14 protein-coding genes and 4 tRNA genes are annotated in these 26,244 nt (G+C 46.2%); 9 read left to right on the top strand and 9 right to left on the bottom strand.

Annotated features, from left to right (window positions below):
- The first annotated feature begins 115 nt into the window (after positions 1-115).
- Complete coding sequence (locus tag C1X04_RS18785) at positions 116-247, top strand: hypothetical protein (RefSeq protein ID WP_302628589.1); 132 nt, start codon at positions 116-118, stop codon at positions 245-247.
- Entirely contained in the window at positions 244-11,565 is an 11,322-nt protein-coding gene (locus C1X04_RS11265; protein ID WP_137169966.1) for an S-layer family protein, read from the top strand. The genes C1X04_RS18785 and C1X04_RS11265 overlap by 4 nt, the downstream gene beginning before the upstream one ends.
- Before the next feature lie 110 nt (positions 11,566-11,675).
- Here C1X04_RS11265 and msrA read toward each other — a convergent pair whose 3' ends face one another.
- The gene (gene msrA / locus C1X04_RS11260) at positions 11,676-12,335 is read right to left on the bottom strand and encodes a peptide-methionine (S)-S-oxide reductase MsrA (RefSeq protein ID WP_137169965.1); all 660 of its coding nucleotides are present in this window, start codon (positions 12,333-12,335) and stop codon (positions 11,676-11,678) included.
- A 284-nt stretch (positions 12,336-12,619) separates the two neighbouring features.
- On the opposite strand from msrA, the gene C1X04_RS11255 reads away from it, so the two are divergent.
- The 4 genes from C1X04_RS11255 to C1X04_RS11240 all read left to right on the top strand — a co-directional run bounded on the left by C1X04_RS11255 (position 12,620) and on the right by C1X04_RS11240 (position 13,317).
- Positions 12,620-12,696: transfer RNA gene (locus C1X04_RS11255), tRNA-Met, on the top strand.
- Between the two features lie 91 nt (positions 12,697-12,787).
- Positions 12,788-12,864, top strand: a tRNA-Met gene (locus C1X04_RS11250).
- Positions 12,865-13,037: 173 nt separating this feature from the next.
- A tRNA-Met gene (locus tag C1X04_RS11245) sits at positions 13,038-13,114 on the top strand.
- Positions 13,115-13,240: 126 nt separating this feature from the next.
- A tRNA-Met gene (locus C1X04_RS11240) sits at positions 13,241-13,317 on the top strand.
- Positions 13,318-13,479: 162 nt separating this feature from the next.
- On the opposite strand, the gene C1X04_RS11235 is transcribed toward C1X04_RS11240, so the two are convergent.
- A complete protein-coding gene (locus C1X04_RS11235) occupies positions 13,480-14,181 on the bottom strand; it encodes a response regulator transcription factor (protein ID WP_110573335.1) in 702 nt (233 codons plus the stop codon).
- Positions 14,182-14,321: 140 nt separating this feature from the next.
- On the opposite strand from C1X04_RS11235, the gene C1X04_RS11230 reads away from it, so the two are divergent.
- Complete coding sequence (locus C1X04_RS11230) at positions 14,322-15,620, top strand: aspartate aminotransferase family protein (RefSeq protein ID WP_137169964.1); 1,299 nt, start codon at positions 14,322-14,324, stop codon at positions 15,618-15,620.
- A gap of 2 nt (positions 15,621-15,622) precedes the next feature.
- Positions 15,623-16,663 (top strand): phosphotransferase enzyme family protein, encoded by a 1,041-nt coding sequence (locus C1X04_RS11225; protein ID WP_137169963.1) that lies wholly within the window; start codon positions 15,623-15,625, stop codon positions 16,661-16,663.
- A 243-nt stretch (positions 16,664-16,906) separates the two neighbouring features.
- Here C1X04_RS11225 and C1X04_RS11220 read toward each other — a convergent pair whose 3' ends face one another.
- The 5 genes from C1X04_RS11220 to C1X04_RS11200 all read right to left on the bottom strand — a co-directional run bounded on the left by C1X04_RS11220 (position 16,907) and on the right by C1X04_RS11200 (position 23,345).
- Positions 16,907-18,343 (bottom strand): amidase, encoded by a 1,437-nt coding sequence (locus C1X04_RS11220; RefSeq protein WP_137169962.1) that lies wholly within the window; start codon positions 18,341-18,343, stop codon positions 16,907-16,909.
- Positions 18,344-18,398: 55 nt separating this feature from the next.
- On the bottom strand, positions 18,399-19,634 hold the full coding sequence (locus C1X04_RS11215; RefSeq protein WP_137169961.1) for an MFS transporter: 1,236 nt from the start codon (positions 19,632-19,634) through the stop codon (positions 18,399-18,401).
- A 12-nt stretch (positions 19,635-19,646) separates the two neighbouring features.
- A complete protein-coding gene (locus C1X04_RS11210) occupies positions 19,647-20,588 on the bottom strand; it encodes a transporter (protein WP_137169960.1) in 942 nt (313 codons plus the stop codon).
- A gap of 82 nt (positions 20,589-20,670) precedes the next feature.
- Positions 20,671-21,642, bottom strand: a complete 972-nt coding sequence (locus C1X04_RS11205; protein WP_137169959.1) for a helix-turn-helix domain-containing protein — start codon at positions 21,640-21,642, stop codon at positions 20,671-20,673.
- Positions 21,643-21,902: 260 nt separating this feature from the next.
- On the bottom strand, positions 21,903-23,345 hold the full coding sequence (locus C1X04_RS11200; RefSeq protein WP_217494967.1) for an NAD-dependent succinate-semialdehyde dehydrogenase: 1,443 nt from the start codon (positions 23,343-23,345) through the stop codon (positions 21,903-21,905).
- A 141-nt stretch (positions 23,346-23,486) separates the two neighbouring features.
- On the opposite strand from C1X04_RS11200, the gene C1X04_RS11195 reads away from it, so the two are divergent.
- Positions 23,487-24,494, top strand: a complete 1,008-nt coding sequence (locus tag C1X04_RS11195) for an MsnO8 family LLM class oxidoreductase (RefSeq protein ID WP_137169958.1) — start codon at positions 23,487-23,489, stop codon at positions 24,492-24,494.
- A 105-nt stretch (positions 24,495-24,599) separates the two neighbouring features.
- Here the strand turns inward: C1X04_RS11195 and hpaR are convergent, their stop codons facing one another.
- A complete protein-coding gene (gene hpaR / locus C1X04_RS11190) occupies positions 24,600-25,022 on the bottom strand; it encodes a homoprotocatechuate degradation operon regulator HpaR (RefSeq protein WP_110573311.1) in 423 nt (140 codons plus the stop codon).
- Between the two features lie 285 nt (positions 25,023-25,307).
- The gene (locus C1X04_RS11185; protein WP_110573309.1) at positions 25,308-26,222 is read right to left on the bottom strand and encodes a p-hydroxyphenylacetate 3-hydroxylase reductase component; all 915 of its coding nucleotides are present in this window, start codon (positions 26,220-26,222) and stop codon (positions 25,308-25,310) included.
- Positions 26,223-26,244 lie beyond the last annotated feature (22 nt).

Raw genomic sequence — 26,244 nt, 5'->3', positions numbered from 1 at the left:
CGTCTTCGACGCGGCTGGAACACAGTCGAGAGCAAGCGACTTCACTCATACGGTCGATCTGGAAGCGGATGGGGTACGGTGACGGTAGCGCATCACGGCAGATGACGTGTCACGGATGAAGCGGCGAGACATCGCGGTGACAGGTACGGCGACGGGTGGCGATATCGCAGAAGGCGATGTTGTGACCATGACGATCAATGGTGAAGACTACAGCACGACGGTAGATGCGGATGCAACTGGACAGTGAATGTTGCGGGTGCAGACCTTGCGGCGGACACCGAGTTCGAGGTTGTCGTGACGTCTTCAGACGCGGCTGGAAACACAGTCGAGAGCAAAGCGACTTCAACTCATACGGTCGATCTGGAAGCGGATGCGGGTACGGTGACGGTAGCGAACATCACGGCAGATGACGTGATCAACGCGAATGAAAGCGGCGAGACCATCGCGGTGACAGGTACGGCGACGGGTGGCGATATCGCAGAAGGCGATGTTGTGACCATGACGATCAATGGTGAAGACTACAGCACGACGGTAGATGCGGATGGCAACTGGACAGTGAATGTTGCGGGTGCAGACCTTGCGGCGGACACCGAGTTCGAGGTTGTCGTGACGTCTTCAGACGCGGCTGGAAACACAGTCGAGAGCAAAGCGACTTCAACTCATACGGTCGATCTGGAAGCGGATGCGGGTACGGTGACGGTAGCGAACATCACGGCAGATGACGTGATCAACGCGAATGAAAGCGGCGAGACCATCGCGGTGACAGGTACGGCGACGGGTGGCGATATCGCAGAAGGCGATGTTGTGACCATGACGATCAATGGTGAAGACTACAGCACGACGGTAGATGCGGATGGCAACTGGACAGTGAATGTTGCGGGTGCAGACCTTGCGGCGGACACCGAGTTCGAGGTTGTCGTGACGTCTTCAGACGCGGCTGGAAACACAGTCGAGAGCAAAGCGACTTCAACTCATACGGTCGATCTGGAAGCGGATGCGGGTACGGTGACGGTAGCGAACATCACGGCAGATGACGTGATCAACGCGAATGAAAGCGGCGAGACCATCGCGGTGACAGGTACGGCGACGGGTGGCGATATCGCAGAAGGCGATGTTGTGACCATGACGATCAATGGTGAAGACTACAGCACGACGGTAGATGCGGATGGCAACTGGACAGTGAATGTTGCGGGTGCAGACCTTGCGGCGGACACCGAGTTCGAGGTTGTCGTGACGTCTTCAGACGCGGCTGGAAACACAGTCGAGAGCAAAGCGACTTCAACTCATACGGTCGATCTGGAAGCGGATGCGGGTACGGTGACGGTAGCGAACATCACGGCAGATGACGTGATCAACGCGAATGAAAGCGGCGAGACCATCGCGGTGACAGGTACGGCGACGGGTGGCGATATCGCAGAAGGCGATGTTGTGACCATGACGATCAATGGTGAAGACTACAGCACGACGGTAGATGCGGATGGCAACTGGACAGTGAATGTTGCGGGTGCAGACCTTGCGGCGGACACCGAGTTCGAGGTTGTCGTGACGTCTTCAGACGCGGCTGGAAACACAGTCGAGAGCAAAGCGACTTCAACTCATACGGTCGATCTGGAAGCGGATGCGGGTACGGTGACGGTAGCGAACATCACGGCAGATGACGTGATCAACGCGAATGAAAGCGGCGAGACCATCGCGGTGACAGGTACGGCGACGGGTGGCGATATCGCAGAAGGCGATGTTGTGACCATGACGATCAATGGTGAAGACTACAGCACGACGGTAGATGCGGATGGCAACTGGACAGTGAATGTTGCGGGTGCAGACCTTGCGGCGGACACCGAGTTCGAGGTTGTCGTGACGTCTTCAGACGCGGCTGGAAACACAGTCGAGAGCAAAGCGACTTCAACTCATACGGTCGATCTGGAAGCGGATGCGGGTACGGTGACGGTAGCGAACATCACGGCAGATGACGTGATCAACGCGAATGAAAGCGGCGAGACCATCGCGGTGACAGGTACGGCGACGGGTGGCGATATCGCAGAAGGCGATGTTGTGACCATGACGATCAATGGTGAAGACTACAGCACGACGGTAGATGCGGATGGCAACTGGACAGTGAATGTTGCGGGTGCAGACCTTGCGGCGGACACCGAGTTCGAGGTTGTCGTGACGTCTTCAGACGCGGCTGGAAACACAGTCGAGAGCAAAGCGACTTCAACTCATACGGTCGATCTGGAAGCGGATGCGGGTACGGTGACGGTAGCGAACATCACGGCAGATGACGTGATCAACGCGAATGAAAGCGGCGAGACCATCGCGGTGACAGGTACGGCGACGGGTGGCGATATCGCAGAAGGCGATGTTGTGACCATGACGATCAATGGTGAAGACTACAGCACGACGGTAGATGCGGATGGCAACTGGACAGTGAATGTTGCGGGTGCAGACCTTGCGGCGGACACCGAGTTCGAGGTTGTCGTGACGTCTTCAGACGCGGCTGGAAACACAGTCGAGAGCAAAGCGACTTCAACTCATACGGTCGATCTGGAAGCGGATGCGGGTACGGTGACGGTAGCGAACATCACGGCAGATGACGTGATCAACGCGAATGAAAGCGGCGAGACCATCGCGGTGACAGGTACGGCGACGGGTGGCGATATCGCAGAAGGCGATGTTGTGACCATGACGATCAATGGTGAAGACTACAGCACGACGGTAGATGCGGATGGCAACTGGACAGTGAATGTTGCGGGTGCAGACCTTGCGGCGGACACCGAGTTCGAGGTTGTCGTGACGTCTTCAGACGCGGCTGGAAACACAGTCGAGAGCAAAGCGACTTCAACTCATACGGTCGATCTGGAAGCGGATGCGGGTACGGTGACGGTAGCGAACATCACGGCAGATGACGTGATCAACGCGAATGAAAGCGGCGAGACCATCGCGGTGACAGGTACGGCGACGGGTGGCGATATCGCAGAAGGCGATGTTGTGACCATGACGATCAATGGTGAAGACTACAGCACGACGGTAGATGCGGATGGCAACTGGACAGTGAATGTTGCGGGTGCAGACCTTGCGGCGGACACCGAGTTCGAGGTTGTCGTGACGTCTTCAGACGCGGCTGGAAACACAGTCGAGAGCAAAGCGACTTCAACTCATACGGTCGATCTGGAAGCGGATGCGGGTACGGTGACGGTAGCGAACATCACGGCAGATGACGTGATCAACGCGAATGAAAGCGGCGAGACCATCGCGGTGACAGGTACGGCGACGGGTGGCGATATCGCAGAAGGCGATGTTGTGACCATGACGATCAATGGTGAAGACTACAGCACGACGGTAGATGCGGATGGCAACTGGACAGTGAATGTTGCGGGTGCAGACCTTGCGGCGGACACCGAGTTCGAGGTTGTCGTGACGTCTTCAGACGCGGCTGGAAACACAGTCGAGAGCAAAGCGACTTCAACTCATACGGTCGATCTGGAAGCGGATGCGGGTACGGTGACGGTAGCGAACATCACGGCAGATGACGTGATCAACGCGAATGAAAGCGGCGAGACCATCGCGGTGACAGGTACGGCGACGGGTGGCGATATCGCAGAAGGCGATGTTGTGACCATGACGATCAATGGTGAAGACTACAGCACGACGGTAGATGCGGATGGCAACTGGACAGTGAATGTTGCGGGTGCAGACCTTGCGGCGGACACCGAGTTCGAGGTTGTCGTGACGTCTTCAGACGCGGCTGGAAACACAGTCGAGAGCAAAGCGACTTCAACTCATACGGTCGATCTGGAAGCGGATGCGGGTACGGTGACGGTAGCGAACATCACGGCAGATGACGTGATCAACGCGAATGAAAGCGGCGAGACCATCGCGGTGACAGGTACGGCGACGGGTGGCGATATCGCAGAAGGCGATGTTGTGACCATGACGATCAATGGTGAAGACTACAGCACGACGGTAGATGCGGATGGCAACTGGACAGTGAATGTTGCGGGTGCAGACCTTGCGGCGGACACCGAGTTCGAGGTTGTCGTGACGTCTTCAGACGCGGCTGGAAACACAGTCGAGAGCAAAGCGACTTCAACTCATACGGTCGATCTGGAAGCGGATGCGGGTACGGTGACGGTAGCGAACATCACGGCAGATGACGTGATCAACGCGAATGAAAGCGGCGAGACCATCGCGGTGACAGGTACGGCGACGGGTGGCGATATCGCAGAAGGCGATGTTGTGACCATGACGATCAATGGTGAAGACTACAGCACGACGGTAGATGCGGATGGCAACTGGACAGTGAATGTTGCGGGTGCAGACCTTGCGGCGGACACCGAGTTCGAGGTTGTCGTGACGTCTTCAGACGCGGCTGGAAACACAGTCGAGAGCAAAGCGACTTCAACTCATACGGTCGATCTGGAAGCGGATGCGGGTACGGTGACGGTAGCGAACATCACGGCAGATGACGTGATCAACGCGAATGAAAGCGGCGAGACCATCGCGGTGACAGGTACGGCGACGGGTGGCGATATCGCAGAAGGCGATGTTGTGACCATGACGATCAATGGTGAAGACTACAGCACGACGGTAGATGCGGATGGCAACTGGACAGTGAATGTTGCGGGTGCAGACCTTGCGGCGGACACCGAGTTCGAGGTTGTCGTGACGTCTTCAGACGCGGCTGGAAACACAGTCGAGAGCAAAGCGACTTCAACTCATACGGTCGATCTGGAAGCGGATGCGGGTACGGTGACGGTAGCGAACATCACGGCAGATGACGTGATCAACGCGAATGAAAGCGGCGAGACCATCGCGGTGACAGGTACGGCGACGGGTGGCGATATCGCAGAAGGCGATGTTGTGACCATGACGATCAATGGTGAAGACTACAGCACGACGGTAGATGCGGATGGCAACTGGACAGTGAATGTTGCGGGTGCAGACCTTGCGGCGGACACCGAGTTCGAGGTTGTCGTGACGTCTTCAGACGCGGCTGGAAACACAGTCGAGAGCAAAGCGACTTCAACTCATACGGTCGATCTGGAAGCGGATGCGGGTACGGTGACGGTAGCGAACATCACGGCAGATGACGTGATCAACGCGAATGAAAGCGGCGAGACCATCGCGGTGACAGGTACGGCGACGGGTGGCGATATCGCAGAAGGCGATGTTGTGACCATGACGATCAATGGTGAAGACTACAGCACGACGGTAGATGCGGATGGCAACTGGACAGTGAATGTTGCGGGTGCAGACCTTGCGGCGGACACCGAGTTCGAGGTTGTCGTGACGTCTTCAGACGCGGCTGGAAACACAGTCGAGAGCAAAGCGACTTCAACTCATACGGTCGATCTGGAAGCGGATGCGGGTACGGTGACGGTAGCGAACATCACGGCAGATGACGTGATCAACGCGAATGAAAGCGGCGAGACCATCGCGGTGACAGGTACGGCGACGGGTGGCGATATCGCAGAAGGCGATGTTGTGACCATGACGATCAATGGTGAAGACTACAGCACGACGGTAGATGCGGATGGCAACTGGACAGTGAATGTTGCGGGTGCAGACCTTGCGGCGGACACCGAGTTCGAGGTTGTCGTGACGTCTTCAGACGCGGCTGGAAACACAGTCGAGAGCAAAGCGACTTCAACTCATACGGTCGATCTGGAAGCGGATGCGGGTACGGTGACGGTAGCGAACATCACGGCAGATGACGTGATCAACGCGAATGAAAGCGGCGAGACCATCGCGGTGACAGGTACGGCGACGGGTGGCGATATCGCAGAAGGCGATGTTGTGACCATGACGATCAATGGTGAAGACTACAGCACGACGGTAGATGCGGATGGCAACTGGACAGTGAATGTTGCGGGTGCAGACCTTGCGGCGGACACCGAGTTCGAGGTTGTCGTGACGTCTTCAGACGCGGCTGGAAACACAGTCGAGAGCAAAGCGACTTCAACTCATACGGTCGATACAACGGTCAGTGTTTATATTGCTTTGGATGACATTACTTCAGACGATATTGTTAATTTGGTGGAAAGTCAGGGGGAAATACTTGTAACTGGTGTGATTGATACTGGCGACTATAGTGATGATGCTGCTATTAATATAGAGAGCTTTATTTTGGTCATCAATGGTAAGGATTACGCTGTAACGGATATTAATCCGCTAGATGGTAGTTTCTCTGTTTCTGTTTCTGGTGCAGATTTACTAAATAACGATCAAATCAATCCTACTAATGTTGAGACAAAACTGATTGGCGTAAAAGTCCTAGCGTCTGATGCTGCAGGAAATACTGTTGACGTTTCTTCTGTTGTTTATAAGTCTGTTGACGGCAAACTTGTGTTTGAAAATCCTAATTATGCTGTTGATGCTGAGGCTCCAAATGCACCTGTTGTTCTGATAACGAGTGATCTTGATGATAATGGATTTATTAATGCAAATGAGCTTAGTGGCGAAATTGATATTACCATTTCTCTCACAGGTACTAACGCTGTTGTTGGTGATACGTTGTCGGTAAATGGATCTATTATTGTTTTAACTCCAGAGCATATTTCTAAAGGTGAGGTATTAACAAGTGTTCCAACTCCTGAAGAGGGGCAAACTCTTACCGTCACAGCAACTATAACGGATTTTGCTGGAAATACCTCAGAGCCTGGTTCAGATAGTGTCATCATAGATACTGCAGCAGATGCTGGTACGGTGATGGTAGCGAGTATCACGGAAGATGACGTGATCAACGCGACTGAAGCGGCAGGCACAGTGACCGTGACAGGTACGGCGACAGGTGGCGATATCGCAGAAGGCGATGTTGTGACTATGACGATCAATGGTGAAGGCTACAGCACGACGGTAGATGCGGATGGCAACTGGACAGTGAATGTTGCGGGTGCAGACCTTGCGGCGGACACCGAGTTCGAGGTTGTCGTGATGTCTTCAGACGCGGCTGGAAACACAGTCGAGAGCAAAGCGACTTCTATTCATACGGTCGACATCCAGATAGGTACGCCCACTATTAGCTTGGGCGCTGGTAGTGATTCAGGGGAGTCAGACAGCGATAATTTAACGAATGATAAAACACCTTCTTTTACATTTGGGAATATTGATAACGATGTGACCAGTGTTGAAGTGTTTAATGGCACAACTAAGTTGGGTGATGCCACGAAAGTTCTTGGTATTTGGTTGTTCACTGCTTCCGAAGGTCAGTTGTCAGAGGGACTAAATGATTTAACTGTGAAAGTAACGGATTCAGCGGGTAACAGTTCGACATCGGATCCGTTAACTGTGACGTTGGATACAACCGCTAGTGCAATGATCACTATTGATACAATCGCTAGTGACGGTGTGTTAAATGCACAAGAATCAGATGGTGTTGTGACGATTACAGGCACTGTTGGCGGCGACGCTGCTGTCAATGATGTGGTGACGCTAACAGTGAACGGTGAAACTTATACTGGCAAGGTTATTGCTGATGAAAGTGGAAACTTAGTGTATAGCATTGGTGTTGCAGGAAGTGATTTGGCAGCGGATAGCGCACGTACAATTGTAGCGAAAGTAACTGGCAGCGATGCTGCGGGTAATGAATTCACAGCTATAAGCGATAGCGCAGACGGTGTTTATACAGTAGATACTGATGTAAAAGCACCCACAATTAGCATAGCTGCGGATGCCAACGAAGATGGTGTTTATAGTAAAGAAGAGCTTGGTGAAAATGGCACAGTGACCGCGACGATCAGCTTGCCAGATGACTTCGATGCGGCTAAAGATACGTTGACTATTAACGGTGAAGTACACACCTTGACGGCAGCTGAAATTGAGGCCGGTGAAGTTGCAGTTGAAATTGATCCAGAAGAAACGATCACAGCTCAAATCACGGATGCGGCGGGTAATGTATCAACTCAAGTGAGCGAGACTGCGCTAGGTGTTGCTCCGATTGCTGATGCGCCTGATGTGTTCATTAATATTGGTGATCTCCTCAGCAGTACAGCGTCTATTACTACTATAAGCGATGGTCAAATTGAAATAACTGTGTCAGATGATGTTGTTTCAGCTAGCGGTGGTACGACGGTCATTAATATTACTGATCCTAATTACAATTCTTCAGGCAATCTTAATGACAATAGCAGCGAAAGAAGCGTGATTGTTGTAAATGGGCAATTAGATGATGTCGTCATCAACGGGCAACATTTACATAATATTAATGGCGGCGGCGGTCTGGATTATCTCTATTTATCAGGCTCTCAAAGTGATTATGTGATTACTGGAGGGGTCAATGTTAATAATGGCCAAAGTAATTTCTATGGCTCAATCAAAGATGCCAATGGCGAATTCACTACTAACTTTAACAATATTGGCGGCATTATTTTTGGTGATGGTTCCTCGTATCAAAACCAATTTACCATTACAGAATCTAGTGGTAGAGAGACCTATGAATTAGATTTGAGTGTCTTGTTAACAGATAGAGATGGTAGTGAAACATTGAGCGCTGTCACCTTGTCGGGCGTACCTGATGATGCAACTATTCAAGGAGGGGGGGCTTATAAACTGGCTAATGGTGATTGGGTTATTGATAACCCTACAGGTCAAGATATTAAAGACTTAGGCTTGACGATTACTGTGTCGCAGAATGTTGTGGATTTCACTATTGAAGCCAAAGCTACATCCACAGAAACCCTTGGAGGTGACAGTGCGGTTGGTTCTGATACCACTGAATTTATCGATGTGGATACCGCTCCAATTATTACTCTTGATGCGAATGTTCTTGATGGTTTGGAGGTATTGACGAATGATTCCGATCTTCTGAATTCAGATCGGTCTTTTTCTACCATAGATTTTTCTCAAGCACTTTCTTTTAATTTTGGTTCTGATGGTCGCGGCGATGTGACGTACGAAATCAAGCTTGATGATTCTTCTATTAACACTGGGCTCATAGCATCAGGTACGGGGGAGGCAATTTCCTTGTCTTTGAATGGCGGTAAATTACTTGGCTTAACTGAAAGTGGCGTAAAAGTATTCCAAGTTACCGTTGACGGTGATGGTAAGGTTTCTATGATTCAATACGAAGCTATTTCTCATCCCGAAGGCTCTAAATCAGATGACATTCTCTCGTTGGAAGACTTAGGTATTAAGTTAGTAATAACGGCGACAGATGCTGACGGTAATACGGCTGACACTGATATTGCTACTACAGAAGTGGATCTTGGAACGCATCTTAAGTTTGAAGATGATACGCCTGCAGACAGCAATTTGGCCGTCAGTGTTGGACGTGAAGCTGAAACCATTTTAATCGGTAGCACGAGTGTTTCTTTTGCAAACCCTGTATTTACTTCTCCATATAATGATGGAACGACAGTTCATACTAATGTATCTAGCGGCAAAATAGAGTGGGGCAAATCTAGCTCTAGTGATACATCCGTATCTTCTTATGCTATATCGGGAGCAGGAGCTGTAACAGTTGAGTCTGGAGAAGCTTTTACATTATTCAATTTAACCCATGTTAATAGTGGTGTTTATACCAACGAATCATCATTAACTAGTGTTAAGGCTGTAGTGAATACCACAGTGAGTATTCATGGTGTGACAGTACCTATTACGGTAGAAGTACTTATTAATCATGATGAAACTTTAAATGATAAGTACCATGTGGATGGTGATTCTGTAACCCTTATTACTAAACAGGTTGAAGTTGAAGTTAACGGTGAAAGCTATATTGTTAGTCTTGATGGCTTCCGTGATGCAGCGACAGGGATTATTTCTGATGTTGTTGTGACGCCAGAACCATCTGATTCTAATGGTACTTATACTGAAAGTTATTCTTTAATTGCTAGTATCGATAAAAGTGATACAGATATCTCTGACGTTATTACTGGGTCAGTCGCCGTTGATATGGGGGCGGATGGCTTTGGAAGTGTTCAATGGAATGAAAGTAAGCTGACAGGTAAGTACGGCACTTTGACTGTTGATGAGGATGGGAATTACAGTTATCAAGTCAGCGATGTTGCTAAGCTAACTGTACAAAGTGGACAGATTGTTCAAGACAGCTTTACGTATGTCGTTACAGATGCAGATGGCGACAGTGTGACACGAACGTTAACAGTTGATGTCATCGGTTCTGACTGGTCATCTATGCCTACACTAAAAGGTGAGTTCTATAACTATAATGAGTCTGGAGGTTTATACGGTAATCTGGATTCCATATCTAATGCGCTAAGTGTTATTGCGACTTCAGAGGCGAACGCAACCTTTAACTCTAGTTCTGTTGATTACTCTCGAGGGAGAGGGGACTTAGGCGCAGCAGGTAACCTTGAAAAATGGTTAGGTAAAGATGCAGATTCTGTAAAATTTTATAGTGAAGCTTCTACAAATGATGCGGTCATAAGATTAACTGGTGGCGTATTGCTAGGCGCGGATACTTATACGATTCGTGTAACAGCGGACGATGGTTATCAGATTAAGATCGGTGGTGATGTCGTTGCATCGGTAAATGGTAACCAGTCTTCCACAACTAATACCTTTACCTTTACTGTGACAGAAGAAAGTCTCCATTCCTTAGAGATTATCTATTGGGATCAAGGTGGTGATTATCAGTTACAGGTAGAGCTTGCTGGTAGTGATGGAATCTTCCATACCTTGGGTAGCCCTGCAATACCTGTTTCTGGATCCGCTTCCAACAATAATGATTACATCACAAATACTTCTGTAGACCAGACGTTCTTTGAAAATGTGTCAGCAACCTTGGATGACCGAATAGCTTCAATAAAAGCGAATGCCGGTGGTGAAGACTACGATAAGGTTCAGGGTAGTTTCAGTGATGGTAATTCATCTGGTTTAATTGGTTCAATATTAGGTCTTGGTGACACAGATAACTCTGGAACAATTGAAGGAGGCAGTTCTAACGATACGATAAACGGCAATAAGGGGAATGATCATATTCTTGGCCTGGGTGGTGATGATCTGCTTATCGGTGGCGAAGGTAATGATTGGCTTGAAGGTGGTGCAGGGAACGATACCTTAGTTGGTTATTCATATAAGTATGTGAGTACAGGATTGCTTTCAGGTGGTTATCAATGGGTCGATGAGCAGGGAGATGACTTATTAGATGGTGGTTCAGGTAATGACTCCTTATATGGCGGCAAAGGGAATGATATCTTATTCGGAGGGACTGGTAATGACACCTTGTATGGCGGTGATGGAGATGATGTTTTAATCGGCGGACCTGGGCAAGATGTTATGACTGGCGGTGCTGGTAAAGACTTGTTTATTTTGACCAATGATAGCGTCGATACCATTACTGATTTCAATGCTAAAGAAGATGCGTTGGATATTAGTGATTTGCTGACTTTGCCAGAAGACGTGAATAGCGCCGACGAAGATGCTGTAACGGCTTATCTAAATGCTCATGTAGAAATTAAGGGTGGGGAGATGAAGATTGATGGCGAGAAGGCTGTGAATTTTGGCTCTGATTCTAAATTCGACTCAAATGGCGTTGATGGTGTTACAACTGCAGATTCCATTAAAGTCATCTACAACGACCAAGAGTACAACATCAATATTGATGGCTAAACTTGCTCTTACATAGAGACCACTAAAAAGGCCGAATCGTTTTGCGATTCGGCCTTTTCGTTTCTGTCACTTATTCAGTTTAGAAAGTGATGATTCCAATTACTTAAAAACTATACGCTTAAGCCGATAGGGCAGCTCACGCCCGTTCCAGCTAGTCCGCAATATCCATTAGGATTCTTGTGAAGATACTGTTGGTGATATTCTTCAGCGAAGTAGTAGGTATCGAGTGGTTCAATCTCTGTGGTGATCATGCCGTGGCCTGCGCTGAGTAGTTCTTTTTGAAATGCTGCTTTGCTGGCTTCAACAATCGGCATATCTTTATCCTTGGTTGTATAGATAACAGAGCGATATTGGCTGCCTACGTCGTTGCCTTGGCGCATACCTTGGGTTGGGTCATGATTTTCCCAGAAAACCTTAAGCACGCCTTCTAGTGAGATAACAGAGGTATCAAAAACAACCTGAACGACTTCGCTGTGGCCTGTTTGTCCTGAGCAAACTTCTTCGTAGGTCGGGTTGGGTGTATAGCCACCGGCATAGCCAACTGAAGTCACGATAACACCAGGCGTATTCCATAGCTTGCGCTCAGCTCCCCAAAAACAACCCATGCCTAAAATGATTTCAGATTCGTTAGGGTTTTCTGCACGGATAAAGGGTTCGTTGTTGACTGCGTGTATGCCTGATATTGACAAGGGTGTGCTTCTGCCTGGAAGCGCATCGTCTTTGCTAGGTATTGTGGATTTTTTAAGAATGGCTTCAATGTTACTGGGCATGTTTGTCTCCTAACCTGTTGGTAGAAAATATGAGATGGCTAACTTTTACCTTCTGGTAGCGGAGGATACAAGTAATTCTCTGGCTAGCGATAGGTTGGCCGTGTTTTTTATCTGAGTTAAATAATGAGGTGGAAATGTATTATTTCAACTATTCGTAGATATATTCTCATGTGGCCTTGACTCTTAGATAAATCTACCTATAATACGCACCTCGTTGGCAAGGGTTGAGCAAAATTGCTTAGCCAACAATCATTGATGAATGATTGTTGTTAGCGAAGATTAGTCGCGGGATGGAGCAGTCTGGTAGCTCGTCGGGCTCATAACCCGAAGGTCGTTGGTTCGAATCCGGCTCCCGCAACCATTTTATGTAATAGTTATTAGTTTAGAAACTGTATGTAAAATAAAGGCTAATCGAATGAAATTGTTAGTGATTCTTAAAAGAATTAATTTGTCGCGGGATGGAGCAGTCTGGTAGCTCGTCGGGCTCATAACCCGAAGGTCGTTGGTTCGAATCCGGCTCCCGCAACCATTTTGAAAAGGTCGTTGGTTCACTTTTTAATTAAGAAAAGGCTCCCGCAACCATTTTGAAAAGGTCGTTGGTTCACTTTTTAATTAAGAAAAGGCTCCCGCAACCATTAATTTAGTCACCAATTTCTTAAGTGAAAAAGATAAAATCTAAGCGAAATTTATCGTTTAGCATGGCGCGGGATGGAGCAGTCTGGTAGCTCGTCGGGCTCATAACCCGAAGGTCGTTGGTTCGAATCCGGCTCCCGCAACCATTTTGAAAAAGGTCGTTGGTTCACTTTTTAAATAAAAAAAGGGCTCCCGCAACCAAATGCATTAATGTTTGGCTATGTTTTTATCTTTCATATCTGCATATAAACTATCTAAATAGTTTAATCTGTCGCGGGATGGAGCAGTCTGGTAGCTCGTCGGGCTCATAACCCGAAGGTCGTAGGTTCGAATCCTGCTCCCGCAACCATTTAAAATTTGTTTAATCCATTTCTTTAGTAAGAAATACTTTCTTACATTAAATTCAAAACATTTATTCTTAAGCAGCAATGATTTTCTTGTTGTGGCTTAGCTTTTCTTTTATCTCACACTAATTCCACCTATTTTATTGTTTTATATGACTTTAATTACCTTATTTCTGTAGTTCCGACATGATTTTTGCTGTTAGCTCGGTTCTAGATTGCACCGCCGTTTTTTTGAAAATATGGTTTAAATGGGTTTTAAGAGTCGCTAACCCCATTTCTATGTGTTTGGCTATTTCTTTGTTGCTTGCACCTGAAATCAGCATTTCCAAAACATCTAATTCTCTGTCCGTTAGGCTATATCGGCTTTGTAAGTCAGTACGTTCTTGCTCTCGTTTTGGAAGGTAAACCGAGTTTAAACTGTATTCCATGAAAGAATGAATAGAGTGCATTAGTTTTATTTCTTGTTGGGTAAAGTCGTTCTGAGACTGAGTCCTTAATAAGCTAATGACGGCAATAATGTCATTTCGTGAGTTACGAAAAAACATATCTAAGACGTATCTGTGTTGGTATTTCTGCATAAACTCAAGGTAGTAACGGTGATTCATTAAACGTTCGGTTGAGATCTGAGCGCTTAGCGTGACAATTCTTTCGTTGGAGTGTTTGAAGAGGCTTGGGTGAAGCGGGTCAATCGCAAAATAAGTAGCGTTGTAGGCTTTTTCAATATCAGAGGGGGCGTTTGATAGGTAGGTGCCTTGGTGTTTCATATCTGGCTGTACCAAGAAAAACACAGACCCGCTCACCGGAATAAGGTCGTTGATCAGTTCAAGGCTCTTGGCCTGAAATAAACTAGGAAATTGGTTGCCCTGCAAACTGTTACCACCAAATTATTTAATTATAGTTCATTGGTTTGATTCTACTCCTGTTCGTGTCAACCATCTGGTTGATACTCTCATTGGTTGAGTAGTACTAGAATGTAGCTTCTATTTTACGGTTTTTTGTAGGTGCTACAATGGAAAGTCAAACAGAGTTGTTATTACAACGACGCTTCAACACTATTGGTAAGTACTCGCCATTATTTTATGAGCAACCGATTCATCTTGCTCGTGGCGAAGGGGTTTGGTTATACGATACGGACGGCAACAAGTTCTTAGACTGCTATAACAATGTGCCACATGTCGGGCATTGTAATTCAAGAGTGGTTAATGCTATCACTCAACAAGCCAGTACCCTCAATATTCATACTCGGTATTTACATGAAAATATTGTTAATTACCTTGAGCGATTGACTTCTACGTTTGCAGAACCTCTAAATGCCGCGATGCTGACATGTACGGGCAGCGAAGCAAATGAGCTGGCATTGCGTATGGCGCGATTCTTGTCTGGCTCGCAAGGCATTATAGTGACTGATGCCGCTTATCATGGAAATACCGAAGCAGTTGGTGAATTGGGTACAGGCTTTATGCCCGAGGCACAAACGACAAAGCGTGTGCGTTCCTTTCCTATTCCAGATACCTATCGGGGTCTTCCAAATGTCCCACCAGAAGCGTTAAAAGACGCTTATCTTAAACACATTGAAGTCGCGATTAATGCCTTTCAAGAAGAGGGGCTTGGTGTGGCTGGTATGTTGGTGTGTCCAGACTTTGCCAACGAAGGCTTGTTAAATATTCCAGAAGGGTTTCTTGAAGAAGCCGCAGCTTTGGTACGTGCTGCGGGCGGCTATGTGATCTTTGATGAAGTTCAAGCTGGCTTTGGTCGTACTGGCAAGCACATGTGGGCGCATCAGTGGTATGACGTGGTGCCAGATATTGTCACCATGGGTAAACCAATGGGTAACGGCTTTCCTTTGGCGGGTATCGTGTCTAATTTAGACAACGTAAATGCCTTCACCAAACACGCTATGTATTTTAATACGTTTGGCGGAACACCGGTTGCCTGTGCCGTTGGTAACGCTGTTTTAGATGCACTGGAAGAAGATAACTTATTAGAAAATGCCGTCACGACAGGGCAATACGTCACTGAAGGTCTACTTAATTTGCAACAAGAGTTTGACTTAATCGGTGATGTGCGAAGCCGAGGTATGTTCTTTGGTGTGGAGTTGGTTCTAGACAAAACATTAAAAACGCCAGCAAAAAAACAAGCTAAGCAGATTGTTAATTTGATGCGTCATCATGGCGTGTTGATTAGTACGATTGGACCTGATGACTCTGTTTTAAAAATCCGCCCCCCAATGCCATTTAAACCTGAGCACGCAGACATTCTGTTAAACGCTCTTGCTAAGGCGTTCACTGCTGTTTCAGAAGAGGTATAAATATGACAACTCAAATCGATCCCCGTTTAGCACAGTTAACAGCGGCCGCCGAAGCGTCAATGTCACATTGGGGGCTGGAAGGTTCTACTTTAGACCTGATTAAATTTCGCGAGAACGCTGTATATAAATTGACAACGAAAGAGGGAGAGCGCTTTGCACTGCGTATTCATCGTCCTGGTTACCATGATTATGCGGCATTGCATTCCGAACTTCAGTGGATGAGTGCATTGTCTGATTTTGGTATTGAAACGCCTGAGGTGATAAGAACGAACGCAGGGGAATTGATGACCAAGGTGATTATTCCTGAAACCAATGAAGATGTGTATGTTGACCTGTTTGGTTGGGTTGATGGGACGTCTCTTGGGGCTGATGAAGGCGTGTTGTTAACCGCTGAAGAGAGTCGTGCGATGTATCACACAATTGGTGAGATTGCCGCTCAGTTGCATAATCAGTCTTCAACTTGGACTTTGCCTGAAGGGTTCAAACGTCACTCTTGGGATCTCGAAGGCTTGGTTGGCGAAGCGCCGTTCTGGGGGCGCTTTTGGGAGTTAGAACTACTGACTTCGGAGCAAAAAGATAAAATAGAAAAAGCCAAAACTAAAGCCACTGAGATGTTACAAGGCATTGAAAAAACGCCTGATAACTATGGTTTGATACATGCGGACTTTGATCCTCATAACATAATGATAGAGGGTGGGAAAATACGCCCGATTGATTTTGATGATGCAGGGTTTGGTTGGTACATGTTTGAGTTGGCCACGGCTTTATATTTTAAGCAAACAGAACCACATTATGACGTCATAAAGGCTGCCGCGATTGAAGGGTATCGTTCTAAGCGCGACCTACCGGAAGAAGAGCTCGCGTTACTTGATCTGTTCTTAGTGTTGCGTGGCTTTACTTACCTTGGCTGGATTCGTAGCCGACAAGAAACTCAAACCGCAAAAGAGCTGGCAGGGGATTTGATTGAGCGTGCTATCAATCAATCTAATCAGTTTTTAGCTTGGGCTGATCAATATCAAACACGCCCTAGTAAGCTTGCTTAGTGGGTCAGAATGTCAAATAAACGTTACTGAAATGCTTCGGTAGTTGGCTAATGAAAAGGTTGCTTTGTGAAGAATGGAGCAGCCTTTTATTTTGTCTATCGATAATGCCATAGCAATGGTTATTAAAGGGACACCACAAGGCAAAGTAGGTGTAAACCAAAGGAGCAAGCTACAGCCAAAAAAATACCCCGAACAAACTATTCGGGGTTTAAAGGGAGGTGAATCAAGAATCGAAAAAGGCAGTTATAAACAAGCGTTTAATTTTGGTCGGTTATTAAACCAAGGTTGTGCAGCTTCAAGTTGTGCAGCAAGAGAGAAAAGGGTTTCTTCATCGCCAAACCGTCCTGCAAAGTGAGCACCAATTGGTAAGCCATGTTCCGTCCAATAAAGTGGCACTGACATAGCCGGTTGTCCTGTGGCATTGAAAAGGCACGTGTAAGGCGAATAGCTGTGATAATTCTGAATCATATCATCAGCAGACTTGCTCTCATCCATCACGTCCAGCGTGCCAATGAGTACCGGTGGTTTAGCAAGTGTTGGTGTCAAAATGACATCATAGTCCGTCATGTAATTAGCGAAAGTACGCCCTAACGCATGCATGGACTCAATGGCTCTAACGTATTGAATCGCACCTATGTCACCTTTTTCACGAATCATTATGCGTGTGTGAACTTGCAACTCTTCTAATGAAACAGGTGTGCCACGCATTTGCCCTAAAAGTTCCACATAGTTTTTGGTATTAGTGCCAATGATATCGAAACACTGATCAAAGAACTGATACAAATCGACAGGTAAGACAGTTTGAGTAACCTTGTGTCCTAGGCTTTCACACAGTTTTGCGGCATGCCTAACAGCGGCCAATGACTCAGGTGAACTTGGCCATGGGTTCATACTTTCTACCAAGGCGATACGCAGTGGTCGAACTGGTGTTTTGGTTGCATCAAGAAATGAAATGGATTGACCTGGTGAAGCATAAGGAGCACCGAGATCCATGCCAGCAGTAAGATCCATCAAGGCTGCACTGTCTCTTACCGAAAGAGAGATGGCATGAGCGGTTCCGAACCCTCCCCAACCTTCGCCCACTAAAGGGCCATTTGGCATACGGCCACGGCTTGGTTTCATACCAAAAAGACCACAACAGGAGGACGGCACTCGAATAGATCCACCGCCGTCATTGGCATGAGTAAAGGGCACAACACGAGCGGCGACCAGTGCGGCTGAACCACCACTTGACCCGCCACAGCTGTAATCTGTATTCCATGGGTTACGGGTTGGGCCAAAGCGAGTAGATTCCGTCGTATAAGATGCCCCAAATTCAGGAGCCGTACTTGTACCAATAAACGTACAGCCTGTTTTGCGTAGGCGACTAACAAGATTATCATCCATGCCTGGACGAGCATCACCAAGTGCGTGTGAGCCATTGGTCATGCGGGCTTCCGCTACAGGTGCAAACAAGTCTTTGACAAACGTTGGTACACCAGAGAATAGGCCGTCGGATGGCGTTGCTTTTCTTGCAGAGTCATAGAGCTTTTCTGCAATGGCATTAATTTCTGGATTCACTTTTTCTGCACGCTCAATGCAGCACTCTAATAGTTCAGTGGACTTGATCTCGCCTTTTTTGATGAATTCAGCAAGTCCTATACCATCATGGGTGTCGACTAGGTTGTGTATGTCTTTCATAAAAATATCCACTTAAAAAAGGGGCAACAGAGTGTTGCCCAGTTAAGGTTTTTCGTTAAGGTAAAGAGCTTTCAGATTCTGGCGTTGGGGTCTTGCTGCTTAGAAAAAGGGCGGCGATGACCCAAAGTGCTGCGACGACAAGGCTGACTTTAGCAAGGTTATAAATCGCACCATGCAGGTCTGTTCCAGTTGAAATAATAATGCCAATCACAATTGGGCTTATAAATTGACCTAAGTACAAACAAGAAGTAAAACCGCCTAAACCACGGCCACGAACAGATAGAGGCAACAAATTCATCACTGCTGCCATCACGTTTGGTACCATCAAACCTGCACCAATACCATGGATTGTTACGGCAAAAAGCACTTCTTTGTATGTGGATGCTGATGACAGCATCCATAAGCCAATGGCCAGTAAAGTGAGTAATATGGCATTGCATAGATTAAGACCAAATACGCGACGTAATAATGGCCACATAATAGAGCCAACTAAAGTCGCTAAAAGTCCTAATCCAGCTGACATGCCAATTTGAGTAGTAGATGTGATACCCATTTCAACCAGTAATGTAGGCGCTTGAATCGGCACCACAAAATTTAGCACCATACCGCCAAGTATCATTAAGTAGCCGATAATTAGCGGAAGTATTGCTACTTTTTCCATCGGCGCGGAGGCAACGGCTTTATTGATTTCTTCCGATTTCTCACTGGGTTCCCAAAGCACTTTGAGCATAAATGGGATGAGTAATAATGGCAGAAGATAAAGATAAAAAGGAGTTCTCCACGATTCTTCACCAAGAACGCCACCAATAACAAAGAACAAGGAGCCAATTAACCCTATTGCTATAACTTGGAAATTGACAAACTTCATCCTTTCTTCACCATGCCAATAGTCGGCAATTAACGTGGTACAACACGTCATAATGGCAGCCTCAGCACAGCCGAAGAGCAGTCGAGATACGACAATGCTATTTAAGTCGCCTAATATTGCGGGCACAAAACCAAATAGTGCGTATAAGAAAGTCGCTATAATAAGTAACTTCTTACGACCTGCTCTATCTGCTAACCAGCCTGCTAACGGTGCGCAAATAGCAATTGCTAATGCAGGGCCTGCAATGGCTAGTGGGACCAGAGTGGCCGCATCCGGTGTTGTTGACCCAAATTCCGCTGCTATTTTTGGGATCATCGGAGCAACCATGACTGAGCCCATAATAGTAAGACTGCTTCCCAATACAAGGATGAGACCTTCTTTGCTTCCGGATGCTTTTTTCGGTAATGAATTATCAATAGACATAGCAATTACCTCTTAGAATGATTGTGAAACACGTAAAGCTAGGTTGTAACCTTGTGCTCGGTTAGACGTTTTAAATTCTTTATAAGCATGGAAAGAAACCATTGGTAAACCAGGTTTAAAGTAGGATATTGCAGGTCCAGCGGCTAAGGTTTCTGCACGGTTACCATCGACTATTGCTTGGCCTGTATAGCCAGAATACGTTTTGTCATCCGTTAGCTGTCGGTAGTAGTAACCACCTAAACCTAAAGTCCACTCATTGATGTGTTTTCCGACGGCGAATTCGTGACGATATTCGATGCCGTTTTTATAGTCTGTATCTGAGTTTTTGGTATTGATGTCGAGCTCAAAGCTTGAGGATACTTCAAAACCGCTGTCTGAAATGTAGGTAACATTATAAATAGGAGAGAAAGCCCAATGATTTAGGCCCGGAGAAACCAAGCGATCTTTATCATAGTCGCCCGTTGGAGCCTGAATCTGGAATTGTGCGTTCATAGCCAAGTTTGGCGACAAGTTCCATTGTAGGATTAATGGTGTAACTTGTAGGTCTGCCTGTTTTGTTACGTCTGCGCTTCGATCGATGGAAGCGACGGGTACTTTTAGCGATGCGTCCATACTAAAGAAAGGAACCACCGTACTAAAACCATATTTGGCTCCGAACACTTCGTGGTTGGTCATTTTGATGTAAGCGATACCAAGACTTAGCACGTCTAATGAAAAGTCTGTACCGTTATCATTACCAGAGGCATTTCTGTTAGAGTTGGAGCTGTAGTAGGCAGTACGTAAACCAAAGGTACCAACATCCGTTGCTGGAGGCATAAAGCCCGCGCCAAAATCATATACTCCCATTGCTGTCGTTGGCGCACCGTTTTCCGTTGCGAATGCCAAGTTTGGTAAAGTGAATAAAGTAGCGCCGCCCATTGTTGCTAATAGTAGTTTGCTTTTAAGTATTTTCATTTTTTTGTTCCCTATATGTAATTATTTTGTCTTCTCAGACTACATAACGGTGCAAAAAATGTGTTATCCGAAATTGGCAAACTTACTCTTGATTTCGTTTAAGGGTGTCCGACGGAAGCTCTCCAAATAATTGTCTGTAGTCATTTGCAAAGCGGCTTAAGTGCAAAAAACCCCATTTTGCGGCAATGTTTTGCACTTGTTTGGTGCTATCTTGCATTAATAACTCGCGATGCACGGAATTTAGCCGAATGGTTCTTAGGTAGGTGACAGGATTGATGCCTAATGTTTCCTGAAAGCAATATTGCAGTTTTCTGCGGCTTGCACCCACGTTGTTGCATAAATCAACAATAGAAGGGGCATCATTGATATTGGCCAAGACATAGTCTCTTGCTTTATCGACAATACGTTTTCGAGCTAACGAGGTTAAATATTGGACTTCTTCTTCGTTAACGAGCTCAAGCAAGCTCTGTAATAACGTATCTCTAATCCCTTTTCGAATTGCTTCGTGCTCTAACAGCGCTTGAGTGTTATTCGGTGTCATCACGGTTTTCAATAGAGTCAGTAGTTCATCCTGATTGCCTATTTTATCTAGCCCATAACAATGGGCGGTATCCGATATATCCAGAATGATATTTTGTCGATCAAGAGCGTTTTGTAAAAGCTGCTTTTCGGCATTAATACAAATTACATCTAGGTTTGCTGGCGTTTTAATTTCAGGAAGGTTTTGCCAGTTAGACACCAGTAAATTGGATGGGTTGAAGACATGTCCTTCGCAATATAGGTTTTCAATGACGGGAGCCAAAGGGAGCGTAAACATAATGGTATCAGGTACTGACGCACCATTTTTTATGATCGCCTGGTTAGACTTGTCTCTGATTAGCTGCATGCCGGCTAAGTTGAGCTCTGTAATGCTTCCTGCAAATTGCCCTGCGGATATTTGGTCGTAACGAACGTCCCATCCGGACATATTCCCTGCATGTTCTTCAATATCAACGGTCTCTTTAAATGAAAGAGGTGAGTGAGGTTGAATTTCAAAAGCACTATTATGGAGCATGTTTTTCACCCTGAATAATTTTTATTTGAACTTCTTAACGGGATTGATGCAAAGCATGTACCTGACAAGAAGCGGGTTATCTCATTTTGCTAAAAACGGATATTGCTATTTGTTAAATTTATTAAGCCTTAGTCTGTACGGTAATATAAGTTTAGCTTTTGTCGAGTATTTTACTGTTGTAAAAGAGTATCTAATCTAGTGCAAAAGCGACGGTAGGCACTTCATAGCAAAGCGCCTACCGTAAAATACATGACGAAATATTACCCTATTGAGCTACAGATATATTTCATTTCTAAATAGTCCTCGATACCGTACTTAGAACCTTCACGGCCAAGACCCGACTGCTTCACACCCCCAAACGGCGCCACTTCATTAGAGATTAAACCGGTGTTGTGACCCACCATGCCATATTCCAAGGCTTCTGATACTCGAATCATGCGAGCATGGTCACGAGTAAAGAAGTATGCGGCTAGGCCAAAGATAGTGTCATTTGCCATTTCAATAGCTTCTTCTTCTGTATCGAACGGGAAAAGAGGAGCCAGAGGGCCAAAGGTTTCTTCTTGTGCAACGTTCATTTCAGGGGTAACGCCCGTTAGAATAGCGGGTGTGATAAATAGCCCACCTAAACGGTCACCACCGTGGACTAAGGTGGCGCCTTTGCTAACGGCATCTTTGATGTGTTCTTCTACTTTCAAAATGGCCTTTTCTTCGATCATAGGCCCAATTTCAGTACCTGCTTCGGTGCCATTTCCGACTTTTAGAGCTTTGACTTTTTCGGTCAGTTTGGCAGCAAATTCGTCATAAATACTACGTTGCACTAGAATTCGGTTTGCACAAACGCAAGTTTGTCCAGCATTGCGGTATTTAGAGGCCATTGCGCCCTCAACGGCTTTATCAATATCAGCATCGTCAAAAACAATGAAGGGGGCGTTGCCGCCAAGCTCCAAAGATACTTTTTTGATGGTGTCAGCACATTGTGCCATCAACAATCGACCAACTTCAGTGGAGCCAGTAAAAGACAGTTTGCTTACAACATGGCTGTCTGTCAGGACCTTACCAATTTTGCTGGCAGAACCTGTGACAACTTGAAAAACACCCGCAGGAATACCGGCACGCTGGGCCAATTCCGCCAGAGCTAAAGCCGTCAGAGGTGTTAGATCTGCAGGGCGAACTATCATAGAACAACCTGCTGCTAAAGCCGGAGCCGCTTTGCGTGTGATCATGGCCGCGGGGAAGTTCCAAGGTGTAATGGCTGCGGTAACACCGATAGGTTGACGAATAACCGTTAACCTTTGGTCTGCTCGTGGTGCTGGAATCGTATCACCGTAGATGCGTTTGGCTTCTTCTGCGAACCATTCAATAAAAGAGGCAGCGTAGGCAATTTCGCCTTTTGCTTCAGTAAGTGGCTTGCCTTGTTCTGATGTCATTAATAGAGCCAAGTCATCTGTGTTCTCAATCATTAGCTCAAACCAACGACGCAAAACGGCAGAACGTTCTTTGGCAGGTAAGGCTGCCCATTTTTTTTGTGCGACCTTGGACGCTTCGATCACCGCGGGAATCTCTTCAGGTGAAAGGTGAGGGATCTCAACAATGGTTTCACCTGTTGCTGGGTTAGTAACAGGGTGAGTGGTCTTTCCTTTTGCTTCAATCCACTCGCCATTAACCAAACAACGAGATTTAAGAAGAGACATATCCTTTAACATGAATATCACCTATATAAGTAAAGTGTCGTGAGAGAAGGTTTACGTTAATACTTTTGCTTGTATTAATCATTATCAAGCCTTAATAGCGCAAAGTAAATAGGTTAACATGTTAAGTAGTTTTATAATTAATGAGAGTAACCTATGAAGATAAAGTTGTCCGTTGTTGACCAAACGCCCGTCCACGGGTCTCATAGTAAAAAAGATGCGCCTAGGTTGACGGTCGAGTTAGCAAAATTATGTGATGAGTTGAATTATCACCGTTACTGGGTAGCCGAACATCATGACAGTGTGCACTTTGCAAATCCTTGCCCAGAAATTTTAGTCGCGCATTTAGCCAGTATCACGCAGCGAATGAAGATCGGTAGCGGTGGCGTGATGCTGTCTAATTACAGTCCGTTAAAAGTGGCTGAGTGTTTTTCTATGCTGGCTTCACTTTTTCCAGGTCGTATAGATCTTGGTGTTGGGCGTGCTCCTGGCGGTTCCGCTATAACATCGGCCGCTTTAGCTTTTCCTAATAAGGCCTCTAATGGTCAGTTTTATGCAGAACAAGCGGATTTACTAGAAAGTTTTATTCATGGCTCTTTTAAGAGTGGGCATCCTTTCAGCACGATACATGTGATGCCTGAGGTGCGCGACGTACCAGATTTATGGATGCTAGGATCAAGTGGTGGCAGTGCAGAGTTGGCTGGGCAATTAGGCTATCATTTGGCTTTGGCGCGATTTATTGATTCTGAAAACTGTCATCCACGTATTTTTGACGCTCATCAGAAAGCCTGGCAACAGGCAGGGCATGAGCGAGCATTACAAAGGATGTTGGCCATTGCTTGTATTTGTGCAGAAACAGAAGAGGAAGCAAAACTTCGAGCAGGCACCGCCGTGTATCGTAAATTTGCAACTCAAATAGGTGTGCGGGAAGACTTTTTAACACCAGCTCAAGTGCGAGATAGATATCATGCCATGCCCGCTTCTCATCAAGCTATGTTTGATCATATTGAGGCCAGTTATACGGTAGGTACACCAGAGCAATGTTGGGCTGAAATGAACCACCTAGCAAGTGAATTCAAGGTCGATGAGATCTCTCTAGTGACCGTCACACATAGTCAAGCGGATCGCTTAGATAGTTACCGATTACTAGCGAAGAATTTATAAGCTTTAGCACTTAAAAGACAGTACAAATGAAATAGGCTGTGAAATCGGCCTATTTCATTACGATGAAGATCCATGTGACCATAAGCTTATGTTTAATAAAAAATATTAGCTCTCTAACGCAATAATATCGCTCAACAGTCGACTGAGCTCTTTAAGCTTATCTTCTCCCAATTTGTCTTTGAGTCGTTGGTAAGCGGCATCCACTTCCGGGCGGAATTCTTTGACAATTTTATTTGCTTTAGGGGTGAGTGAAAGCAATGAGATGCGCTGATCCGTAGGGGATTTTTTGCGTTTTATAAAACCATCGTCTTCAAAGCGCGTAATAATGCGGGTCAAACTCGGGCTAAGAATACAACACAAATGCGCCAGTTGTTTTGCTTCTAATTCTTCATGATCATTTAAAACACGTAAGACTCGCCACTGTTGCTCGGTAAAGCCTGCTTTTTGTAGTACTGGTCTAAAAAAAGTCATGGATGATTCACGTGCTCTTAATAATTGCAGTGTCAGGGAGTCTTCTAATCTTTTCATGTAATCTCATTCATTCCGAAAAATATTACCTTAAAGTATCAAATGCGTTTTCTAAAGAGAATGCTGGCGCATGGGTCTCTGTGACGATTTCGCGATGCTGATATTTTTATGGGTAACGGTTGCTAAAAGTGTACAGTCTAAGATGGCAAAGGCAATCATGTGGGGTGGGGATCATTGCTGCAATCAATAACTTAACTTGTTAATTAGGAAGGTATTATACATACATAAAAAAATCCCACGAGGGGATTTTTTATGTATGTCGTAAAGGTCTATGAGCTTTGTGAATTAAGACAGTTGTTTTAGTAATTGATGTAACTGCTGTTTAAAACTGTTTAATTCGTCTTCTTTGAGGTTGGCAAAGATATCGGATTGCTGCTGATTTGAGATGGCCCATAGGCGTTCAGCCATTTCTTCGCCTTTGTCTGTAAGTTCAAGGTCACTGTTAATCAGACCAAAGCCTTTTAGACTTTCAACTCCATCAATGACATCCACGGATGGAATGGTTACTAAATTAGTCAAATCATCAATGGTGATACCTGCGGTGTCACTTAAGACGAGTAGCAATCGAGCTTCACTCGTGCTTAGGCCAGTAGAAGATTGCTTTGGCAAATAGTTCTCTTGAACTTTTTGTAACACTTTATGCATAAGGTAAATTGCACTGTCATGCAAACGGGCCAGTGTTTTATCTGAGGCAACATTTTGAGCAGGTGTTTTGGCCCCTGTAAAAGGAATCGCCCCTGCATAACTGCCTTGTACGTAAAGTAGCGGCGCGCGGCCAAAGTTTTCAAATGCAACGACTTTGCCAATCATGATCCAGTGGTCACCACCGTCGATAACTTGGTATTTTTCGCATTGAAAGTTAGCGGCGGTATTCGTTAATAGTGGTGCGCCACCAACACCATTTCGCGTCTCGATATTGGCAAATTTATCCTCGCTTGGTTTCGCGAAATTGTTCGATAAATCGATTTGATCTGCCGCTAAAATATTAACGGAAAAATGATCTGCATTTTCAAATACGGCATAACTGCTTGATGTTTTGACAATGCTCCACAGTATAAGTGGCGGGTCAAGCGATACGGAGTTAAAGCTGTTGGCCGTTACGCCAACTTGGGTGCCATCGGCAGATTTTGCGGTAATAACGGTAACGCCTGTGGCGAAATTGCCAAGGCAGCGGCGGAATTCTTTAGGGTCGAAGCTCATAATATTCTCTCTTGTTCTTATC

It is taken from the genome of Marinomonas sp. FW-1 (genome assembly GCF_005222245.1).
Classification (GTDB): Bacteria; Pseudomonadota; Gammaproteobacteria; order Pseudomonadales; family Marinomonadaceae; genus Marinomonas; species Marinomonas alcarazii.
This window is presented reverse-complemented; position numbering and strand designations above follow the sequence as displayed.